This is a genomic window from Hyphomonadaceae bacterium BL14 (genome assembly GCA_027627705.1).
In the GTDB taxonomy this organism is placed as follows: domain Bacteria; phylum Pseudomonadota; class Alphaproteobacteria; order Caulobacterales; family Maricaulaceae; genus Oceanicaulis.
On the sequence record CP091242.1, the window covers coordinates 676,459 to 693,562 of the forward strand.

Consider the following 17,104-nt stretch of genomic DNA (forward strand, 5'->3'; position numbering starts at 1 on the left):
ACAAGACGCGGGCTCAGGCTGTCATCCGCCCGGATCATTGACGGTCTGCACACCCAGCTCCGGTGCCGGCATGAAGTCAGCCACCATGGGCGTGCGCGACTGGCTGCGCACAGTCTGGGCAATGGCTTCGAGATCAACCCTGGCCAGCGGTCCGGTGACCCCGATCACCAGATCATCTTCGCGCCACCACACCAGCCGCTCGCCATCGAGCCGTGAGTGCTGCAGCGCGCCCGCTCCGGCCGGGCTGATCCGGCGCGCCAGAATGCGCACAGTCTCGCCGCCAGAGGCTTGATATTCCAGCGCATTGAACGTGCCGCCCTGCGCCGTCCGCGCGATAGAAGCGGTCAGGTGCAGGCCATGCCCCGTCAATTCGGGCGGGCTCAGCACCGGGTCCGACAACAGGCTCGTGGCGGTGGTGGCGCCGCTCACGGCGAGCCCTTCCAGTTGCGCCAGCTCAGCGGGAGCCTGGCCCGCCGTCCGGCCTGAGCTCATCTGCAATCCCGCAGCCAGCCAGCCGCCGGCGAACACCACCACCCCCGCCGCCGCTATCGCGCCCATGCGCCTCATCCTGTCAAACCACTCGGCCCGCCGGGCGGCCCGTATCACGCCCGCCGGCAGTCCGGCGCCGGCTCTTTGGCGGGCGAAGGCGTCCAGGGCGTCCGTGATGCGCTGGTCAATGCGTGCATCGCCTGCGGTGTGGGTTTCCTGTTCAGTGTCAGTATCATGGGTCATGCTATTTCACCTGGCGCAGCCGGGCGCGATGATCTGTTTGCGGTTCGGCCCCATCCTGCGCAAGGCTCTCTCGCAAGGCGCTGCGGGCACGCGAGACCTGTGAACGCAGCGTGGCCGGGTTGATGTCAAGAATGCGCGCAGCATCCTCGTTCGAATGCCCCTCGATGGCGATCAGGGTCAGCGCGGCGCGCTGTTCGCGGGGCAGGGCGTCCAGTGCATCCAGCGCTGCCGCACAGTCCAGCCGTGCCTGCTGGGCTGCTGGCGCAGCAATATCCGGCGCAGCGTCCGGATCCCTCAGCGGTGCCTCGCGCCGGGCCGCCTGGCGCATCAGGTCGAGATGGGTGCGGTAGACAATGGTCATCAGCCAGCTGCGCGCCCGTTCGGCCTGGCGTAACTGGCGCCGCTTGCGAATGGCGGTCTCCGCAGCGATCTGCACAAGATCGTCCGCGTCAAACGCATTGCCCGCCAGCCCGCGCGCAAATCGCCGCATGGCGGTCAGCTCCCGGGTGATGGCGCGGCTCATATCCTTGGCATTCATCAAGCAAACTCTCAATGGCGTTTATGTAAGACGCTCAAAAACGTACATTTGTTGCGTTATCCTAACCAAAAAAAATCAGTCATGTGCCGACATGACCAAATTGTAATGCATCCAGCCTGCAACATAAGCTGTGCGCCAGGCGTCTCATTCGCAGTACGTCGGCCAAAGCGGACGTCAAAACTGGAATGGAGACTTGTTGATATGACCATGATGTCCAAAACAACCGCATCCGCCCTCGCTCTGGCTCTGGGTGCCGCTTATGCCACACCGGCCGCCATGGCGCAGCAGCAGCCCCCCCAGCAGGGCATGCAGCAACAGGCACCCGAGATCAGCCCAGTCAGCGACGAGGAAATCTGGAACTTCGTCCGCGCCGTGGACGATGTCAGCGACATCGTTCAAGAGGTGCGCCCGCAACTGGAAGCCGCGTCCGATCAGGAAGAGGCGCAGCTTATTCAGCAAGCCGCCCAGGCGCAGATGCTCCAGGCCGTAGAAGACCAGGGCCTGACGCCCGAGCGCTACAATGAAATCAACATGGCGGCCCAGTCCGATCCGGAGCTTGGCGAGCGCATCTCGGCCATTGCCGAGGAGCACCGCGAACAGAACGGCTGATCGCATCCGCCTGACCCGGCTTCGGAGCGTCCGGACCCAGTCATCTGGTTCCGGGCGCTCTGCCTGCGCCCCCGGCTGACACTCCCCCCCGCAGCCGGGGGCGTTTTGTGCGGCGCGCTGGGTTGAAGTTAAGGTTTCGTCAAAGCGGGCGCGGCCAAGTTGCAGGCGACGAACCTCGCCGGGGACCTGCGATGAACACCGCCGATCGTGACCATGCCATCGGGTTGAGCCAGGCGGCCCTGCGGGCTGCCCATGTCAATCCGGACACCGGGCTTGCAACCGATTATCTCAATCACTTCAATGAAGTGGCGATGCTTCTTGAGATGTTGCCCGATATGCCGGACTGCGTGGATGACGTCCTGGCCTGGACGCCGCGCGGCTATGACACGCATTTTGAGGCCACCGGCCACAGTCACCGCGCCGTGGTGATCGCGGCCTGGCGCGCAGCGCCAGAGACGGTGCGCGATCAGCTCGATGCCCTGATTGCTGCAATTGATCACACCATTGCCGGGCTGCAAGCCAGGGTCCGCTCGGGCGATGCCTGCGGTGCGGCTGAGGGTGCGCGTCTTGAGCTGGCCCCCTTGCTGGCGTCGGCGCGCGGGCTGGTCAATGGCGATCCGACGGCGCAGACCGTCCCGGATACCCTGTTCTGACGCCCTGATCTTGAAGGAGCCCGCGCCATGACCTCCGGCCGGCAACGCATCAGTTCCGGTGCCCCCTGGGAAGACCGGGTCGGCTATCGCCGCGCGGTCAGGGTGGGCAACCTGGTCTGGGTCTCAGGGACCGTCGCTGTGGACCCGCAGGGCGACCCGTTTGCGCCAGGCGATGCGGGGGCTCAGGCCGCGCGGTGCCTTGAGATCATCGTGGCGGCGCTCGAGCAGGCTGGCGCACGCCCGGAACATGTTGTTCGCACCCGCATGTTTGTCACCGATATGGCACCTGAGACCCAGGCGGCCGTGGGCGCGGCGCACCGGTCCGTGTTCGCGGACTGCCCGCCCGCCAGCACCATGGTAGGCGTCACCGCGCTGGCGGCACCGGAGTTTGTGGTCGAGATTGAAGCCGAGGCGGTGATCGGCTGACGCGCACTCACCGCGCCGTCTGATCCGCGTTGCGCCGTGTGCCGGTGATCAGGGCCGCCACCCCGTAAGCGGCCAGCGCGGCCAGGATCGAGCCCAGAAACGCACCGGGCAGATCAAAAATCCAGCCGCCCAGCGCCATGGCGGTCAGCCCGCCCGCCAAAGCGGCCAGTGCGCTCCACTCGTCGCCGAACCGGCTGTGAAGTCCGATCAGCAGCGCGACCAGCAAGCCGGCCGAGCCGAGCGAGGAGGCGATCTCCACCAGCCCGTAAATCGTCTCGCCGCGCGTGGCCACCACATAGGCGGCAATGCCCGCTGCGACCGTGAGAACCCGCGCCGCGATCAGGGTTTCGCGTTGGCCGGCGGCGGGGCGGGCGCGCTTGTAGAGGTTTTCAGTGGTCAGGGCGGCCACCGCCAGCAGGGCTGAATCAACCGTCGACAGCACGGCTGAAAACAGCGCGCCGGCGAAGACCACAAAAAGGGCGGTGGGCAACAGCTCGGCCGCCAGTGCGGGCAGGAAAAGATCGCCATTGGAGGCGTCAAACCCCGCGCCCGGCCCGATCAGGCCGAACGCCAGCGGGAAGAAACCCACCACCAGATACAGACCGCCCGCTATCAGTCCGCCCCGTATGGCGATCTTCGCGCTCCTGGACCCGAGAAAACGCGAGATCAGTTCCTGCGCCACGATGGAGCCCAGTATGGGAATGGCGAACGCGTCCAGACGCGCCAGCCAGCTCTCGCCCGGTGCGATCAGGACCAGTTGTTCGGGGCGGATCTGCGCCAGCGCCATGGCCGGTCCGCCTGCGTGATCGACCAGCGCGATCAATAGAATAACGAGCCCGGCCAGCACCACCCCGCTCTGAACAATATCGGTCACCACCGAGGCCAACAGCCCGCCAATCAGTGTGTAGGCCGTCACCAGCACGGTCACCGCCAGCAGCGTCGTGCCCACCGGCAGGCCCGCGACGGTGGATACCAGAGCGGCCAGCGCCAGGAGCTGGGCGGCCGCCCAGACGATGGAGGTGGGGATGGACACGCAGGCCGCGGCGATTTCCGCGCGTCCGCCAAACTGGTCCCGGAAGAAGTCTGCCAGCGTTATATAGCCCTTCGCCCGCATCGCCCCGGCCACAAGAAGGGCGGCCAGGATCAGGCAGATGGCGTAGCCGAAGGGCTCGGCCCGGGCCCCGGCGATGCCCTCCTGGGCAATGGTGGCGCTGGCACCCATCACCGTCTCGCCGCCAAACCAGGTGGCGAACACGGAAATCCCCACGGCGAACATGCCCAGGCGCCGTCCGGCGACCAGATAGTCCACATCACCGGCAATCTTGCGCGACGCCCACACGGCAATGCTCAGCTGGACGAGCACATAGGCGGCCAGGGCGGCGATCATCCAGGACAAGGGCAAGCTCCGGCCAGAATCAAGGGCATCAGTCTAAGACCGCAGACGCGCCCGGCTGACAAGCCATTCGATATCCATGGGTGCCTCGCCAGCGCCCAGCGTGGTCGTAGTCTCGGCGATGCGTCTGCCCAGATAGGCCTCCAGCACCGGGTCCAGCCCGGCGCGCTGCAGCGCGGCGGCGGTGAGAAGCGTGGCGGACAGTTCGGCAAAGCGGCGCGCGCGCGCCTCGCTCAATCCCCCTGTCATCATCGCACGCAGGGCTTTCAGCCGCGCATCCAGCACCGGGTGCAGACCGGCCAGCGGGGCCAGCTCTGCGTCCAGCGCCTCACGCGCGGCGGCGTCGCGGCTCAGGGCGCGCAGCACGTCCAGCGCGATCACATTGCCCGAGCCTTCCCATATGGCGTTGAGCGGGCTCTGGCGGAACATGCGGGGCAGGGGGTGCTCCTCCACATAGCCCGCGCCGCCATGGGCCTCCATGGCCTCGTAGACCAGGTAGGGCGCGCGCTTGCAGATCCAGTATTTGGCGATGGGCGTGGCGATGCGGGCAAACGCGGCCTGCGCCGGGTCCGATGCGGCCCGGTCAAAGCTCTCGGCGACCCGGAAGGCCAGGGCGAGCGCGGCTTCGGCCTCCAGAGCCAGCTCGCCGAGCACTTCGCGCATCAGCGGCTGGTCGATCAGGCGGCGCTGAAACGCGCTGCGCCGGTCGGCATGCCAGATGGCGTGGGCGCTGACCGTGCGGATCAGGCCGGCCGAGCCGGCCAGGCAATCAAGACGCGTATGGTTGACCATCTCGATGATGGTGCGCACGCCGCGTCCCGGTTCGCCCACGCGCCGTGCCCAGGCCTGTTTGTACTCAATCTCGGAGGAGGCGTTGGAGCGGTCGCCCAGCTTGTCTTTCAGGCGCTGGATTTCGATGGCGTTGCGCGTGCCGTCCGGCCGCCAGCGCGGCACCAGAAAACAGCTCAGCGCCGCCCCGTCCCCGCCCGCGTCCCCGCCTTCATAGGCGAGGGTCAGGAACCCGTCGCTCATGGGTGCCGAGCAGAACCACTTATGCCCGGTCAGCAGGGCCGCATCGCCGCCATCAATGGGCTGGGCGCGTGTCGTGTTGGCGCGCACATCCGATCCGCCCTGCTTCTCGGTCATGGCCATGCCGATCGTCAGGCCGGTCTTGTGCTCCATGGGCAGGAAGCGCGGGTCGTAGACGCCGCTGGTCGCGCCCGCGATCCAGTCACCGGCCCAGCCGGCGTGACGCAGGGCCGGCACGCAGGCATAGGTCATGGACATGGGACAGCATACGCCGGAATCGGCGTGTCCCATCAGGATCAGCAATCCGGCATGCAGGGCGTGGCCAGCCTGATCGGTTTTCCAAGCCGCCGCCGAAACGCCGGACTTGAGCCCCAGCGCCATCAGTTCGTGATAGGCGGGGTGAAACTCCAGCTCATCCACACGCTGACCAAAGCGGTCGAAGGGTTTGAATTTGGGGGGATTTTCATTGGCGAGCCGGCCCTGCTCCTGGACGGTCTGGCTGCCCGCCGCCGCGCCCAGCGCCGACAGGCTGGCAGCGTGAATGCCTGCGCCGGCCCGGCTCAGCGCCTGGTTCAGCATGATATCGTCATCATGCCAGTTCACGCCGGTCAGCGGCGCTGACTGGTTGAAGACGGAATGGGTGGCAAGCTCGGTGCGGGGCGCGTGATGGGTCATGGGCGACACAAAAGCGCGCGAGGACGTGTCTGTCGATAGGCGAGACGCGCCCTCCATGACCGGAAATTCACACCCGCTCCCGCATCCATATGGCATCGTGCGCGCATCATAAGGGTGACAGGCGCGCTGATCGCGGCGCGCGCAAGGGAGGTTTCCATGATCAGGGTTTGCACAGCAGGACTGGCTTTGTTGATGACGGGTGCTGCGCCCGGCGCGTTTGCGCAGGAGGGCCAGGCGTTCGATGCGGACACGGTCCAGATCATCAATTTCATTGGCCGCATCGAGATCCGCGAAGGCGGCGAGTCCATCGTTGTCGAAGCGCGTCCGGGCGCGGGCGGGGACGCGGCGGCCCAGCTACAACTCACGGGCGGCGTGGTGGCTATTGATGGCGGGCAGACCGTGTCGCGCGTCAATTGCCGGCGCCGCGATGGCGAGGCCTGGCTGGGCGGCGGCGGCGGCTGGTTCGGTTTCGGCGGCGGCACCGCCCGGCCGCTCAGCGATTACCCGTCGCTGGTCATCACCGCCCCGGCCTCGCTGGGTCTGGTGATCCGCGACAGTATTTTCGAAGGCGAGGCGGGCACCCTGGGCGAGGCCGACCTGGCCGTGCGCAGCTGTGGCCACTTCACGGCAGGCGACGTGTCGGGTGCGCTCACCGCCGCCATGTCCGGATCCGGCGCGCTGACTGCAGGTACCGTGGGCGCGGACGCGGATATCGCCCTGTCCGGTGCGGGCCGGGTCATGACAGGTGATATCGGCGGCGGTCTGGACGCGCGCGTGTCCGGGTCGGGCGATATCCGTACGGGTGATGTGGCAGGCGGCGTGCGGGCGATCGTGTCCGGCTCGGGCAGCCTGACCGCCGGATCGGTGGGCGTGCTCAATGCCGTGGTGTCCGGCTCCGGTTCGGTGCGTACCGGCGAACAGACCGGGGCCATGTCCGCGCGGATTTCCGGTTCCGGCTCCGTGCGGGTGGAATCCGGCCGGGCGCAGCCCTTCAGCGCGGCGGTGTCAGGCTCCGGCTCGGTGCGCCATGGCGGCGAGGCGGTGGATGTCGACGTTGCGATTTCCGGCTCGGGCGGCGTGCGCGCCGAGCGCTTCAGCGGCGAGATCCGCTGGCGCGGGCGCGGCGCTCCGGCGTCCAGCAGCTCTAGCGCTTCGGATTGATCCTCGGGTCGTGGCGGGAGGCCTCGTAAAGGGCCACCGCCGCGGCCGCCGAGACATTCAGGCTTTCCGCTTTGGGTCCCATGGGGATGCGCGCCAGCGCGTCGCAGCTGTCGGCCACGCGCGGCCGCATTCCCGTGCCCTCCGCGCCCATGACGATCACCAGGCCCGGCCCGGCATTGGCGGCGATCAGATCGCCCAGGGATGCCTCGGCCTCGCCCGCCAGACCGATCACGAACCGGCCCGACTTGCGCAAGCTGAGCAGGGTGTCGGCGATATTGGTCACCTGCACATGGCCGATCGCTTCCGCGCAGCCCACCGCCGCCTTGCACAGCGCGCCGAACAGAGGCGGCGACTTGCGGTCCTGGGTGATGACGGCGCGCGCACCGAAGGCGGCGGCGGAGCGGAAGATCGCGCCGGCGTTCTGCGGGTCTGTGATCTGGTCGAGCACCACCAACAGGCCATGGGTGGGTTCGGCCACCGCCTGCAGCAATTCGGGCTCCAGTGCGCCAGCTTTCAGGGCAAAACCCTGATGCACCGCGCCGGCGGGCAGCTTGGCGTCCAGCTCGCCGGGCATTTCGATTCGCGCATACGCGCGGTCAGCCTCGGTGAGGTCATTGGAGGCGTTGCGCGTGACATGCAGCGAGATGCGTCTGCGGCGCTTGTTGGCGAGCGCAGCCAGCACCGCATGACGGCCCCAGATCCAGCCCTCATCGGGGTTTTCACGCAGGCCTGAACCGCGCGCTGCAACGGGCTTGCGGGGCGTATTGCGCCGTGTAGGGGTCATGACTATAGTCCGCGCTCCAAATCGAGGAGCCGCCTCGTTAAAGCGCCTTGCGCTTCAGTGCAATGACGCTTGAACGGGGTTGTTTTTTGAATTGGCCCGGCGACCCGGCTCCGGCCGGTCAGCACCGCAAGGCTTGCGGACCCTTGGAGGGGTGGGAGAGTGGTTAAATCCAGCAGACTGTAAATCTGCCCGTTTCGGCGTACGTTGGTTCGAATCCAACCCCCTCCACCATTCGCAGCCGGTCTGCCGCAGGCAGAGAAATCGATCCGGTGGATCGATTTCAGACGTAGAATGCCCCGGCAGGGGCCTTCGCTCGCTGACGCGAGCTTCGGCTGGGCAAGCCCGCACCTCGCATTCGAGCTAAGGATGTCGCGCCGAAGCCGCAGGCGAACTAGGGTAGCGTCCAATGCAGTTTTATACCCCAACTTTCCGCTACGGCGCGCTCGTCAACAACAGGTATGCCGTAGTTTTTGGGTCGCCATTTTTCGCCATTGAAGTTCTTCCATTCTCTCTGCTGCTCGGCCCAATGATGTAGTTCCGTTTCACAGGCCAGCCTAAGCGCATCGTCATGCAAGCGGGGGTCGGTTGAAAGAGCAAATGTCTCTAATCCTATGTCGCCCCAGTCTTTTGCATGATTGGCATAAGGGCCAACGCGCCCGGATCGGCTTCCAGTCCCGTTTTTCATGCTTCGCATCCAGCTCGCATGAGACCTATGTCGCCCCCAGATATTTTTCGAAATTCCAATCCGAATAGAGCGAACTGGCCAAATAATTTCGCAATAGATCCCACATTCTCGCGGAAGAGCCCCGCTTGGGCTCGCTCCTTCGATCCAATCCATGTTGAATTCAATTCCGTGGATGTGCATTTCAGCTCCAAAGGCAAACCGTTGGTGAGTTCGTGAACTTCGCCAATTCAGACCATCAACGCCAGCGCCGTCACCAGGGGCAGGGTGATCGCGCTCGTCAGGACGGTGAGGGTGATCATGCCCGCCACCAGGCCCGGTTCAGCCTTGAAGTCGGCGGCGAAGGCGTAGGTGACGGCGGCGGCGGGCGCGCCACCGGCGAGCGCCAGCAGGGCGGCTTCCTCGCCGCGCAGTCCGAAGCCCAGCGCCAGCGCCAGATAGATTGCGGGCGAGATGAGGCTGCGCAGCAGCGCGGCGGCGGCCAGCGCACGCAGACGGCCCTTGAGCGCGGCGAAATCGAGGCCAGCACCCATGGCCAGCAGGATCACGGCCATGGACCCCGCCGCCGTCATCTCCAGCGGGGTGAGCAAGGCGGGAAGGCGGGCCAGACCGGCGAGATTGGCCGCGACCCCCGCCACGCAGGCGATCAGCACGGGGTCGCGCACGATGCGGATCAAGGCCGCGCGCGGGCCCGCCCCCTGGCTGATGGCGAACCCGGCTACGGCTGCGCCTGCGCCCAGCAGCACGCCGGGCAGGACGACCGCCGCGCCGGCGGTCTCCGGTCCGAACAGGCGCTGGGCCAGCGCCATGGTCAGCACCAGGTTCCACAACGCCGCCACAGCGACCAGCCCGGCCGTTTCGGGCGCTTTCAGCTTGAGCAATCGTCCGGCAGCCAGACCCAGCGCAATCATGATCAGCGAGCCCAGCGAGGACGCCAGCACCAGCGTGCCGGCATTCCCTGCGCCAAACTCGGCCCGCGCGATCAGCACGAACAGGAAGGAGGGCAGAAGGACCCGGTGATTGAGCGCGTTGACCCCGCCCCATAGCGGCCGCCCCATCAGCCCGCTGGCGCGTACGAACCAGCCCAGCACGATCATCGCAAACACCGGCGCGAAGGCAGAGGCGATCATCAGGCTCATCCGCCCGCCGCCCAGACCCAGAACGGCATGGCGATGAAGGCCAGCAGCGTTGTCGCGGTCACATGGCCGGCCATCAGGCGCGCATCCCCGCCCATTTCACTGGCCAGCACGTAGGAGGCGGCTGCGCCTGGCGTCGCCCCCACGGCCACCAGCACGGCGAGGGCCACACCCTCCACCCCGAACGCCAGGCCCAGCGCATAAAAGGCCAGCGGGGCCACAATCAGTTTCAGCGCCACCGCCAGCGTCAAAATGCCCGGCTGCGCGCGCAGGGCCGAGAAATCGAGGCCGGCGCCGATAGTCAGCAGGATCAACGGCAGCGCCGCGCGCCCGACCAGCGCGGCGGTGTCGGCGATGGGGCCGGTCTGGAACACGCCGGACAGATTGGCGGCCAGGCCAGCCAGACACCCCAGAATCAATGGATTGGCCGCGATGCGACGGGCCACGCGGGCGAAATCCGGCGGCTCGTCATGGGCACCCCAGATCGACAGCACCGCCACGCACATCACATTGATCAGCGGCACGGTGGGCGCAAACACCAGGGCCGCCAGTGCCGCGCCCTCCGCCCCGAAAGCGGGGGCGGCCAGCGCCAGCAGGACAAATCCGTTCCAGCGCACGCCGCCCTGGAACAGGCTGGTGAAGGCCGGGCCGTCATGGATCACCGGCTTGAAGGCCATGGAGACGATCGCCATCACCACAAAGCCCAGCGTCACCGCAATCAGGAAGGGCCCTGCGGGCAGGCCGTCATAGTCTGCGGTGGCGATGGTGCTGAACAGGAGGGCGGGCAAAAGCGCCTGGTAGCCCAGCCTGTTGATCCCGCCCCACAATTCGGCGCGCACCAGATTCGACCGGCGCAAGGCCCAGCCCAGCATGATCACACCAAAGACCGGGATCAGCGCCGCGGTCAGCGCGTTCACGGAGTGGCTCCGCCACGTGCGATCTCGTCCAGCGCCGCGCGCAATATGCTGGCGGCAGCCTCGGCGTCGATGCGCGCTTTTTGTTCGTGCAGCTTCACGCCGGCTTCGGACAGGCGCTCCGATGCGTCAAACGTGGTCAGGCGCTCGTCCTGATAGCACACCGGCAGGTCGCGCAGACGCAGCAGATTGGTCACGAAGGAGCGCGCTGACTGGGAGCGCCGCCCGTCTCCGCCATCCATGTGCAGCGGCAGGCCAACCACCAGCCCGGCGCAGGTGCGCGCATCATAGAGTTTGAGCAGGGCGGCAGCGTCCTCGGTGAATTTCGTCCGCCAGATCGTGGTCAGGGCCGTGACCAGCGTGCGGTCGCCATTGCACACCGCCACGCCCAGCGTCCTGGCACCGGGATCAACCGCCATCAGGGGGCCTTTGGGCAGATGGAGGGGCGTCAGGAACAGCATAGGTGCCCATGTACGCCTCTGCGCGCTTGGCGCAAAGAGGGCGGATGCCATTCTTGCGCAGACCGCACACATGATTAACGCCGATTCAATCAAACACAGCAATACTCACACCACATCAACTGGGTGGGGTGTTCAAAATGAACATGTTTGGCGTGACTGTGTCGGCGGTTTCAGTAATGGCGTCGGCGGTGATTGTAACTGCGCCCTCGGCGGCATCTTCTGCCGAAGAGGCCTCGCAGGCTTCGTTCGGTTTGTCGGGGTCGCTCCGGCTTCGTCATGAAACCTTGAACGCACGCTACCGTGCTGGTGGGTCCGGGTCTGACCAGCACGCGTCCTGGGCTCTGCGCATTCTGGGTGAATATGACGCCGGTCCCGTGACGTTTGGCGCAGAGCTACTGGATGCGCGTACCTGGATGACCGATTCCGGGTCTGTGCTGCCAGCCAGCTCGGTGAATGCGCTGGAGCTGTACCAGGCCTATGTCATTGTGCGCCCGGCCGAAGGCACGCGCGTTCAACTGGGCCGGTACAATGTGACGATCGGGTCAGGACGCCTTGCCGCGCAGAACGGCTACGTGAACTCGCCCAACAGCTTTGCCGGCGCGCGCCTCGGGCACAAGTTCAACGATGACTGGACGCTGGATGCCTTTTATGGCTCGCCCGTGCCCATTCTGCCGCGTGACCGCAATGCGCTGCTGAACAACACCGCCCGTCTGGACGAGGTGGACTGGGACACGCGGTTCTGGGCCGCACACTTCACGCGGGCCAACCTCCCCGGCGGCCTGATCGCGGAAGGGTATCTGTTCGGCCTCAATCATGCCAACGGGACCGACACGTATTCGCCGGGTGCGCGCCTGCGCCGCAATGCGAGCCCCGGCCACACCGATTTCGAGGCGGAAGCGACCTTCCAGACCGGGTCGCGGCCTGTTGCGGGCGGACGTCAGGACATCCGGGCCGGCATGGTGCACCTGTCTGCCGGCTATACTTTCCAGGATGACTGGCGCACGCGGGTTTCGGCTCAGTTCGTCTATGCGAGCGGCGACGAGACGGGTGGAGACTTCAACCGCTTCAATTCGATGTATGGTGGCCGCCGGGGTGATTTCGGCCCGACCGCCATTTTCGGGCCGGTGGGGCGTGAAAACCTCGTCACGTCGGGCGTTCGCTACCAGAGCCGGCGCGGGCCGGTGGATTTCCAGGCGCGTGTCCAGGATGTCCGGCTCGCCACGTCTGATGACTCCTGGGCTAAGGCAGGGCTGCGCGACGCCACAGGCCAGAGCGGACGCCGCATCGGGATCGTGGCCGATGCCTATGCCGGGTATAACTTCGCTTCGGCCAACACGCGTCTTGAAGTGGGCGCGGCTGTGCTCGCCAAGGGCCGGTTCGCCCGGAATGCTCCGAACGCCCCGGATTCCAGCGATGTCGTCTACACCTATATTGCACTGACGCGCAGCTTCTAAAGTGCTGTCAGATGAAGCGCGCCTGGTTGCGCGTCATGGAATGGCTACGCATCGCTCCCCTGGTGCCATCGCGTTGAGCTCCGGCTCGGCGCGGTGGCGCTAGCGCGTTACGGCCAGACGCAGATAGGCGATACGGCCGCGCGCATCATGCACCTTGGTGTCATAGCCCAGCGGCGTCGGCACGGACGGCGCGGCCTCATCGGTGATGTTGAGCGCGCCCAGCGTCACCTGATAGCCGCGCCCGTGGGTCTCAACGCGCCAGCCGGCCTGCAGATCGGCCACCGTCCAGGCACCCACGCGTCCGCCTGCGCCTTCATCATTGTCATAGGCGGAGATGTGGCGGGTCTGCAGGCGTGCGCTCCACGCGCCTGCGCTCCAGTCGAGCCAGGCTGTGGCGCGCAGGCGGGGCAGTGAGCGGGCGGCGTTGGTGAAATTGCGGTTGCCGGCGGCCTCTATGGTGCGGTTCAGCACCGGATCGGCAAAGCTGTAGCGCTCGATCCACACGCCCTCGAAACCCGCGCCGAACGCGCCGAAGCGGTTGGTCTCGATGGGCGCGCGCGTCAGCATCAGGTCCAGCCCTTGAGTGGTGACCGACGGCGCATTGACATAAGCCGCGCGCACCAGCGTTACATTGCCAGCGGTCGACACCTCGACACGCGGGTCATTAAAGCCGCCCGCGCCATCGCTGGCGGCGATCAGAATGGCCTGCGCGCTTTCACGCACGATCACGTCCTCTACCTCGATGCGCCACAGATCGAGCCGCGCGTTCCACCCGCCCGCCTGTGCCGCGGCACCGGCGGTAAAGGTGTCGGCCTGTTCCGGGCGCAGGCCCGGCGCGCCGACCGTACGCACGGGCAGGAAGCTGCTGGCCGCGCCGGTATTGAGCGATTGCAGCGAGGTGGTCGCTGATATCTGCTGGTGCAGCGACGGCGCACGGAAGGACCGCGCCCAGCCCGCCGACACGGTCAGGGTCCCGCTGACATCATGGGCAATGGACAGCTTGGGATCGAGCGAGGAGAACGAGTCCAGCGCCTCATGCCGCGCTGCTGCCTGCAGGCGGGTGCGCGTGGTGAGCGGGATCAGGGTTTCAGCGTACACGCTGGTCACGCTGCGCGAGCCGGAAAAGTCCGGCCCGCCGACGATGAACTGGAAGGCGTCGGCGTTGAACAGATCGCTATGCTCCACCGACAGGCGCTCGCGGCGCACCTGCGCGCCCACCGCCAGCGAAACCGGGCCGGCGGGCATCGTGAACAGGGCAGGGGCTTGCGCCGAGGCGTCCAGCACGCCGAGGCTCGCTTCGGACTGACGCAAATCCTCCTGCACCAGCCAATCCAGCAGCGCCGGATCATTATAGCGCGGGTCAGACGGGTCGGTGACCAGCGCGCCCGACCCGAACGGGTTGAACCAGAAGCATCCGGAATCGCCGGCCGCCGCGCCCGCCGGACAGGCCGGCCCGCCGACGCCATTGAGCGCCAGCGACAGGCGTGAGGCGACAGTGTCGGTAATGGTGGCGTCCAGCGCATTGGCCGACCAGCTGGCGCTGATCCGCCCCTCCCAGTCGCGCGCAAAGGCGCTGAACGGGGCGGTGAACTCGCTGTCCAGGCGCCAGGTCAGATGCTCGAACTGGCGCCGGGCTGCGCCGGCATTGACCCCCAGCGGACGCCCCAGCCAGGTCACATCCGCGCCCAGGTAATTACCGGGATTGGCAACCGGAATGGTGGGAAAGTTCAGCGCCGGGAGTGATGGTGAATTGCCCCGCGACAGCTCTGAATAAGCCAGCCCGGCCCGCACTGTGAGCACCGCCTCGCCCAGATCTGCGGTGAGGGCGGAAAGGGCATTGATCCGCGTCTCATCCGGAACAAGCGAGAAGAACTGGCCGAAATCCAGCTGGCACAGGCCCGGATCACCAAACGGCGTCGCCGCACCCAGCACCAGCGGCGAGCCGCCGGCCGCTGCACAGTCGCGGTCCAGGACCGGCACCGGCCCGCCGGACGGATTGGTCAGCGCAAATCCGCCGCCTGGCACCTGGATGTAATAGGAACCCGGCTGGCCCAGCGTCGAAATGCCGGTGCCCGGGACGAAATCAGTCTCGAAGCCCTCCACCCCATCGGTGCGGCGCGCCGAGACGGCACCCATCAGATGCACCGCGCCAAAGCCGCGTCCGGCGATCATCGCTGCCTGGCCGCTGGCGCCTGCGCCGCCGAAGCTGTCGGGTCGGCGGCCCTCCAGAACCAGCTCGAGGCCTTCAAACCCATCGCGGGTGATCACGTTGATGACGCCGGCCAGTGCGTCCGATCCGTGCAGCGGCGAGGCACCGTCTTTGAGGATTTCCACGCGCGCTATGGCGATATCGGGCACCAGCGCATTCATGTCCACAAAGGTCGAGCCATCATCGGCGGCCACGCTGGTGATGGTCTGGCGCTGGCCATTGATCAGCACGAGAGACGCGCCCAGCCCCAGCCCGCGCAGATTGACGCTCGCCGTGCCCGACGTGTTGTTCTGGGTGCCCGGATCATCATTGAATTCCGAGCCCGCAATCACCGGGTTGAACACCAGCGCCCGGCCCAGATCCTCCTGGCCGCTCGCGCGCAAATCGTCCCGGGTGAGGCGCGCCACGGGCCGGTCCAGCGCGCCTGCGCCCGATGCCCGCCCGGCTGTAATGGTGATCACATCGCGTGCCGTTCCAGCTGCCTCGGACGTGGCCTCCTGCGCCCCCGCCGGCGCGGTGGCGGCACCGATCAGGGCCGCCAGGCTGACAGCGGCACACAGGCGGACACGGGCGGACGGGACAGAACGGATCATCGAGGCCTCTGGGGATGACGCGACCGGGACAGATCGCTGAAAGGATTCAGCCGGCAAACAGGCCGGAGGCGGGTACCAGTCCCGCGCGGGCGAGGCAAGGCCGGGCGGGCCGATCTGTCTGTTTGCACACCTGCCGGGCGTGACGGTGAGCGCGGATGGGGCAGGGCACCGGAGCGCCGCGCGCGCATCTGCCCAAAGGGCATGGACAGGCCAAAAGCCCCGCCCTATAAACCGCCCCCTAGCGCGGCGCGCCACCGGCCCGCCCCGCCGCCCAGGTAGCTCAGTTGGTAGAGCAGCGGATTGAAAATCCGCGTGTCGCTGGTTCGATTCCGGCCCTGGGCACCATTTTTCTTCTTTTGTTTGTGCTCCACCGCTCCGCTCGGTCGATCCTCGCTGACATTGCGGGCGCGCAGGTGCGCTCTCACCTCGGCGAACCCTCACCGGATAGGGCTTTAGCCTCCCCACCCTTGCATGTCCGGACAAACCCGCCATCCTGTGCGCTCTGACGCGCAGGAGGTGATCATGATTAGAGTTATCGCGGTCGCGACCGCATCGCTGGCTCTGGCGGTGTGCAGCGGGGCGGTGCAGGCCAAAGATGGGGCGGACCGCGCATCAGCCTCCATCTCCAACCCCAGCCCCTTCATCGCCGCGACCGGCCGTGGCTGGCAGGAGGCGGTGGTCTCGGTGCGCGATCTCGCCCCGATCCGCGACTTTATGGTTGATGTGGCCGGGTATGAGGTGCGTGCGTCCGGTGCGCTGGCACCGGACTGGCTGGCCGCCTGGGGGCTGGAGGGCGCGTCGGGCGATTACGCGCTGATGGCGTCGCCAGGCAAGGATGTGGGCTGGGTGCGCCTGGTGCGCATTGCTGGCGTGGAGCAAGAGCTGATCCGCCCGGGCGCGCAGGTCTGGGACCAGGGCGGTTTGTTCTCCCTCATGGTGCGGTCACACGAGGCCGATGAGGTGATGGACGCCGCCCATGCGCGCGGCTGGAGCGTGTTTGACCAGCCCCAGGTGTTCGATTTTGGCGGGCTGATCATCAAGAATGTGGTGGTACGCCTGCCCGACGGGGTCAATCTGGCGGTCTACTCGCGCGTGAACCCGCCCATCGAAGGCTGGGATGACCTGGACGGCTTTTCCTATCCGTTCAACACCATGGCCATGGTCCATGACCTGCCGGCGGAGCGGGCATTCTTCGTGGAGGGCCTGGGTTATGCGCCATTCTGGGAGGGCGATTACATCGACCCCGAGCCCGTGAGCACCAATCACGGCCTGCCCAACAACTTCTCCCACATCATCCCGCGCCGCACGGCCATCCTGCAGCAGCGCCCGGGCGAGGACGGGCGTATAGAGCTCATGCATTTCGACGGATTGGACGGCGATGATTTTTCGGACCGTGCGCGTCCGCCCAATCTGGGGATTGTGGCGGTGCGCCTTCCCGTGAATGATCTCGATGCCGCGCTGGCGCGTCTGGCGGCCCTGAGCGTCGTGCCGTCCGCGGGGCCGATCACCTTGACCCTTGAACCCTATGGCCAAATCCGCTGGGCGGCGGTGCGCTCGCCGTCCGGGATCATTGTCGAGTTGATCGGACAGCCGTGACGGCGCGGTGCGCAAATGTCACATAAGGTATATCAATTCGTCCGGACAAATTGACGCGG

At 66.8% G+C, this 17,104-nt stretch carries 16 protein-coding genes and 2 tRNA genes; 8 read left to right on the forward strand and 10 right to left on the reverse strand.

Going from position 1 to position 17,104, the window contains the following annotated elements:
• Positions 1–21: 21 nt before the first annotated feature.
• Both L2D00_03205 and L2D00_03210 read right to left on the reverse strand, forming a co-directional pair.
• Positions 22–732 carry a hypothetical protein gene (locus L2D00_03205; GenBank protein ID WBQ13703.1) on the reverse strand — a complete coding sequence of 237 codons (711 nt, stop codon included), beginning with the start codon at positions 730–732 and terminating at the stop codon, positions 22–24.
• A gap of 1 nt (position 733) precedes the next feature.
• The gene (locus tag L2D00_03210) at positions 734–1,270 is read right to left on the reverse strand and encodes a sigma-70 family RNA polymerase sigma factor (protein ID WBQ13704.1); all 537 of its coding nucleotides are present in this window, start codon (positions 1,268–1,270) and stop codon (positions 734–736) included.
• A 207-nt stretch (positions 1,271–1,477) separates the two neighbouring features.
• On the opposite strand from L2D00_03210, the gene L2D00_03215 reads away from it, so the two are divergent.
• The 3 genes from L2D00_03215 (at position 1,478) to L2D00_03225 (ending at position 2,958) form a co-directional block, all read left to right on the forward strand.
• Positions 1,478–1,879 (forward strand): DUF4168 domain-containing protein, encoded by a 402-nt coding sequence (locus L2D00_03215; protein WBQ13705.1) that lies wholly within the window; start codon positions 1,478–1,480, stop codon positions 1,877–1,879.
• Positions 1,880–2,070: 191 nt separating this feature from the next.
• Positions 2,071–2,532, forward strand: coding sequence for a hypothetical protein (locus tag L2D00_03220; GenBank protein ID WBQ13706.1), 462 nt, complete (start codon positions 2,071–2,073; stop codon positions 2,530–2,532).
• A 27-nt stretch (positions 2,533–2,559) separates the two neighbouring features.
• The gene (locus tag L2D00_03225; protein ID WBQ13707.1) at positions 2,560–2,958 is read left to right on the forward strand and encodes a RidA family protein; all 399 of its coding nucleotides are present in this window, start codon (positions 2,560–2,562) and stop codon (positions 2,956–2,958) included.
• A gap of 7 nt (positions 2,959–2,965) precedes the next feature.
• Here L2D00_03225 and L2D00_03230 read toward each other — a convergent pair whose 3' ends face one another.
• Both L2D00_03230 and L2D00_03235 read right to left on the reverse strand, forming a co-directional pair.
• On the reverse strand, positions 2,966–4,345 hold the full coding sequence (locus L2D00_03230) for a sodium:solute symporter family protein (GenBank protein ID WBQ14485.1): 1,380 nt from the start codon (positions 4,343–4,345) through the stop codon (positions 2,966–2,968).
• 42 nt (positions 4,346–4,387) lie between these two features.
• Positions 4,388–6,055 carry an acyl-CoA dehydrogenase family protein gene (locus L2D00_03235; GenBank protein WBQ13708.1) on the reverse strand — a complete coding sequence of 556 codons (1,668 nt, stop codon included), beginning with the start codon at positions 6,053–6,055 and terminating at the stop codon, positions 4,388–4,390.
• Positions 6,056–6,211: 156 nt separating this feature from the next.
• Between L2D00_03235 and L2D00_03240 the strand changes: the two genes are divergently transcribed.
• Complete coding sequence (locus tag L2D00_03240; protein WBQ13709.1) at positions 6,212–7,216, forward strand: DUF2807 domain-containing protein; 1,005 nt, start codon at positions 6,212–6,214, stop codon at positions 7,214–7,216.
• Here L2D00_03240 and L2D00_03245 read toward each other — a convergent pair.
• Positions 7,200–8,000: an RNA methyltransferase gene (locus L2D00_03245; protein WBQ13710.1), complete on the reverse strand. Its 801-nt coding sequence runs from the start codon at positions 7,998–8,000 to the stop codon at positions 7,200–7,202. The genes L2D00_03240 and L2D00_03245 overlap by 17 nt on opposite strands.
• Positions 8,001–8,145: 145 nt before the next feature.
• Between L2D00_03245 and L2D00_03250 the strand changes: the two genes are divergently transcribed.
• Positions 8,146–8,231: transfer RNA gene (locus L2D00_03250), tRNA-Tyr, on the forward strand.
• Positions 8,232–8,391: 160 nt separating this feature from the next.
• Here the strand turns inward: L2D00_03250 and L2D00_03255 are convergent.
• The 4 genes from L2D00_03255 to ruvX form a co-directional block, all read right to left on the reverse strand.
• On the reverse strand, positions 8,392–8,685 hold the full coding sequence (locus L2D00_03255; protein ID WBQ13711.1) for a hypothetical protein: 294 nt from the start codon (positions 8,683–8,685) through the stop codon (positions 8,392–8,394).
• A gap of 227 nt (positions 8,686–8,912) precedes the next feature.
• The gene (locus tag L2D00_03260) at positions 8,913–9,812 is read right to left on the reverse strand and encodes a hypothetical protein (GenBank protein ID WBQ13712.1); all 900 of its coding nucleotides are present in this window, start codon (positions 9,810–9,812) and stop codon (positions 8,913–8,915) included.
• Positions 9,813–9,817: 5 nt separating this feature from the next.
• Entirely contained in the window at positions 9,818–10,735 is a 918-nt protein-coding gene (locus L2D00_03265; protein WBQ13713.1) for an AEC family transporter, read from the reverse strand.
• Complete coding sequence (gene ruvX / locus L2D00_03270; protein WBQ13714.1) at positions 10,732–11,151, reverse strand: Holliday junction resolvase RuvX; 420 nt, start codon at positions 11,149–11,151, stop codon at positions 10,732–10,734. The genes L2D00_03265 and ruvX overlap by 4 nt, the downstream gene beginning before the upstream one ends.
• A 179-nt stretch (positions 11,152–11,330) precedes the next feature.
• Between ruvX and L2D00_03275 the strand changes: the two genes are divergently transcribed.
• Positions 11,331–12,647: an alginate export family protein gene (locus L2D00_03275; GenBank protein ID WBQ13715.1), complete on the forward strand. Its 1,317-nt coding sequence runs from the start codon at positions 11,331–11,333 to the stop codon at positions 12,645–12,647.
• Between the two features lie 99 nt (positions 12,648–12,746).
• On the opposite strand, the gene L2D00_03280 is transcribed toward L2D00_03275, so the two are convergent.
• Positions 12,747–15,449, reverse strand: a complete 2,703-nt coding sequence (locus L2D00_03280; protein WBQ13716.1) for a TonB-dependent receptor — start codon at positions 15,447–15,449, stop codon at positions 12,747–12,749.
• Positions 15,450–15,718: 269 nt separating this feature from the next.
• Here L2D00_03280 and L2D00_03285 point away from each other — a divergent pair.
• Positions 15,719–15,794, forward strand: a tRNA-Phe gene (locus tag L2D00_03285).
• Positions 15,795–15,971: 177 nt separating this feature from the next.
• Positions 15,972–17,045 (forward strand): hypothetical protein, encoded by a 1,074-nt coding sequence (locus tag L2D00_03290; GenBank protein ID WBQ13717.1) that lies wholly within the window; start codon positions 15,972–15,974, stop codon positions 17,043–17,045.
• The last annotated feature ends 59 nt before the right edge of the window (positions 17,046–17,104 follow it).

Bases quoted from the DNA above. Each gene is read 5' to 3' on its own strand.
- L2D00_03245 (WBQ13710.1), bottom strand. From the start codon at position 8,000: ATGACCCCTACACGGCGCAATACGCCCCGCAAGCCCGTTGCAGCGCGC.
- L2D00_03260 (WBQ13712.1), bottom strand. From the start codon at position 9,812: ATGATCGCCTCTGCCTTCGCGCCGGTGTTTGCGATGATCGTGCTGGGC.
- L2D00_03215 (WBQ13705.1), top strand. From the start codon at position 1,478: ATGATGTCCAAAACAACCGCATCCGCCCTCGCTCTGGCTCTGGGTGCC.
- L2D00_03240 (WBQ13709.1), top strand. From the start codon at position 6,212: ATGATCAGGGTTTGCACAGCAGGACTGGCTTTGTTGATGACGGGTGCT.
- L2D00_03275 (WBQ13715.1), top strand. From the start codon at position 11,331: ATGAACATGTTTGGCGTGACTGTGTCGGCGGTTTCAGTAATGGCGTCG.
- L2D00_03235 (WBQ13708.1), bottom strand. From the start codon at position 6,055: ATGACCCATCACGCGCCCCGCACCGAGCTTGCCACCCATTCCGTCTTC.
- L2D00_03280 (WBQ13716.1), bottom strand. From the start codon at position 15,449: ATGATCCGTTCTGTCCCGTCCGCCCGTGTCCGCCTGTGTGCCGCTGTC.
- ruvX (WBQ13714.1), bottom strand. From the start codon at position 11,151: ATGGCGGTTGATCCCGGTGCCAGGACGCTGGGCGTGGCGGTGTGCAAT.
- L2D00_03225 (WBQ13707.1), top strand. From the start codon at position 2,560: ATGACCTCCGGCCGGCAACGCATCAGTTCCGGTGCCCCCTGGGAAGAC.
- L2D00_03290 (WBQ13717.1), top strand. From the start codon at position 15,972: ATGATTAGAGTTATCGCGGTCGCGACCGCATCGCTGGCTCTGGCGGTG.
- L2D00_03230 (WBQ14485.1), bottom strand. From the start codon at position 4,345: ATGATCGCCGCCCTGGCCGCCTATGTGCTCGTCCAGCTGAGCATTGCC.
- L2D00_03255 (WBQ13711.1), bottom strand. From the start codon at position 8,685: ATGAAAAACGGGACTGGAAGCCGATCCGGGCGCGTTGGCCCTTATGCC.
- L2D00_03220 (WBQ13706.1), top strand. From the start codon at position 2,071: ATGAACACCGCCGATCGTGACCATGCCATCGGGTTGAGCCAGGCGGCC.
- L2D00_03205 (WBQ13703.1), bottom strand. From the start codon at position 732: ATGACCCATGATACTGACACTGAACAGGAAACCCACACCGCAGGCGAT.
- L2D00_03210 (WBQ13704.1), bottom strand. From the start codon at position 1,270: ATGAATGCCAAGGATATGAGCCGCGCCATCACCCGGGAGCTGACCGCC.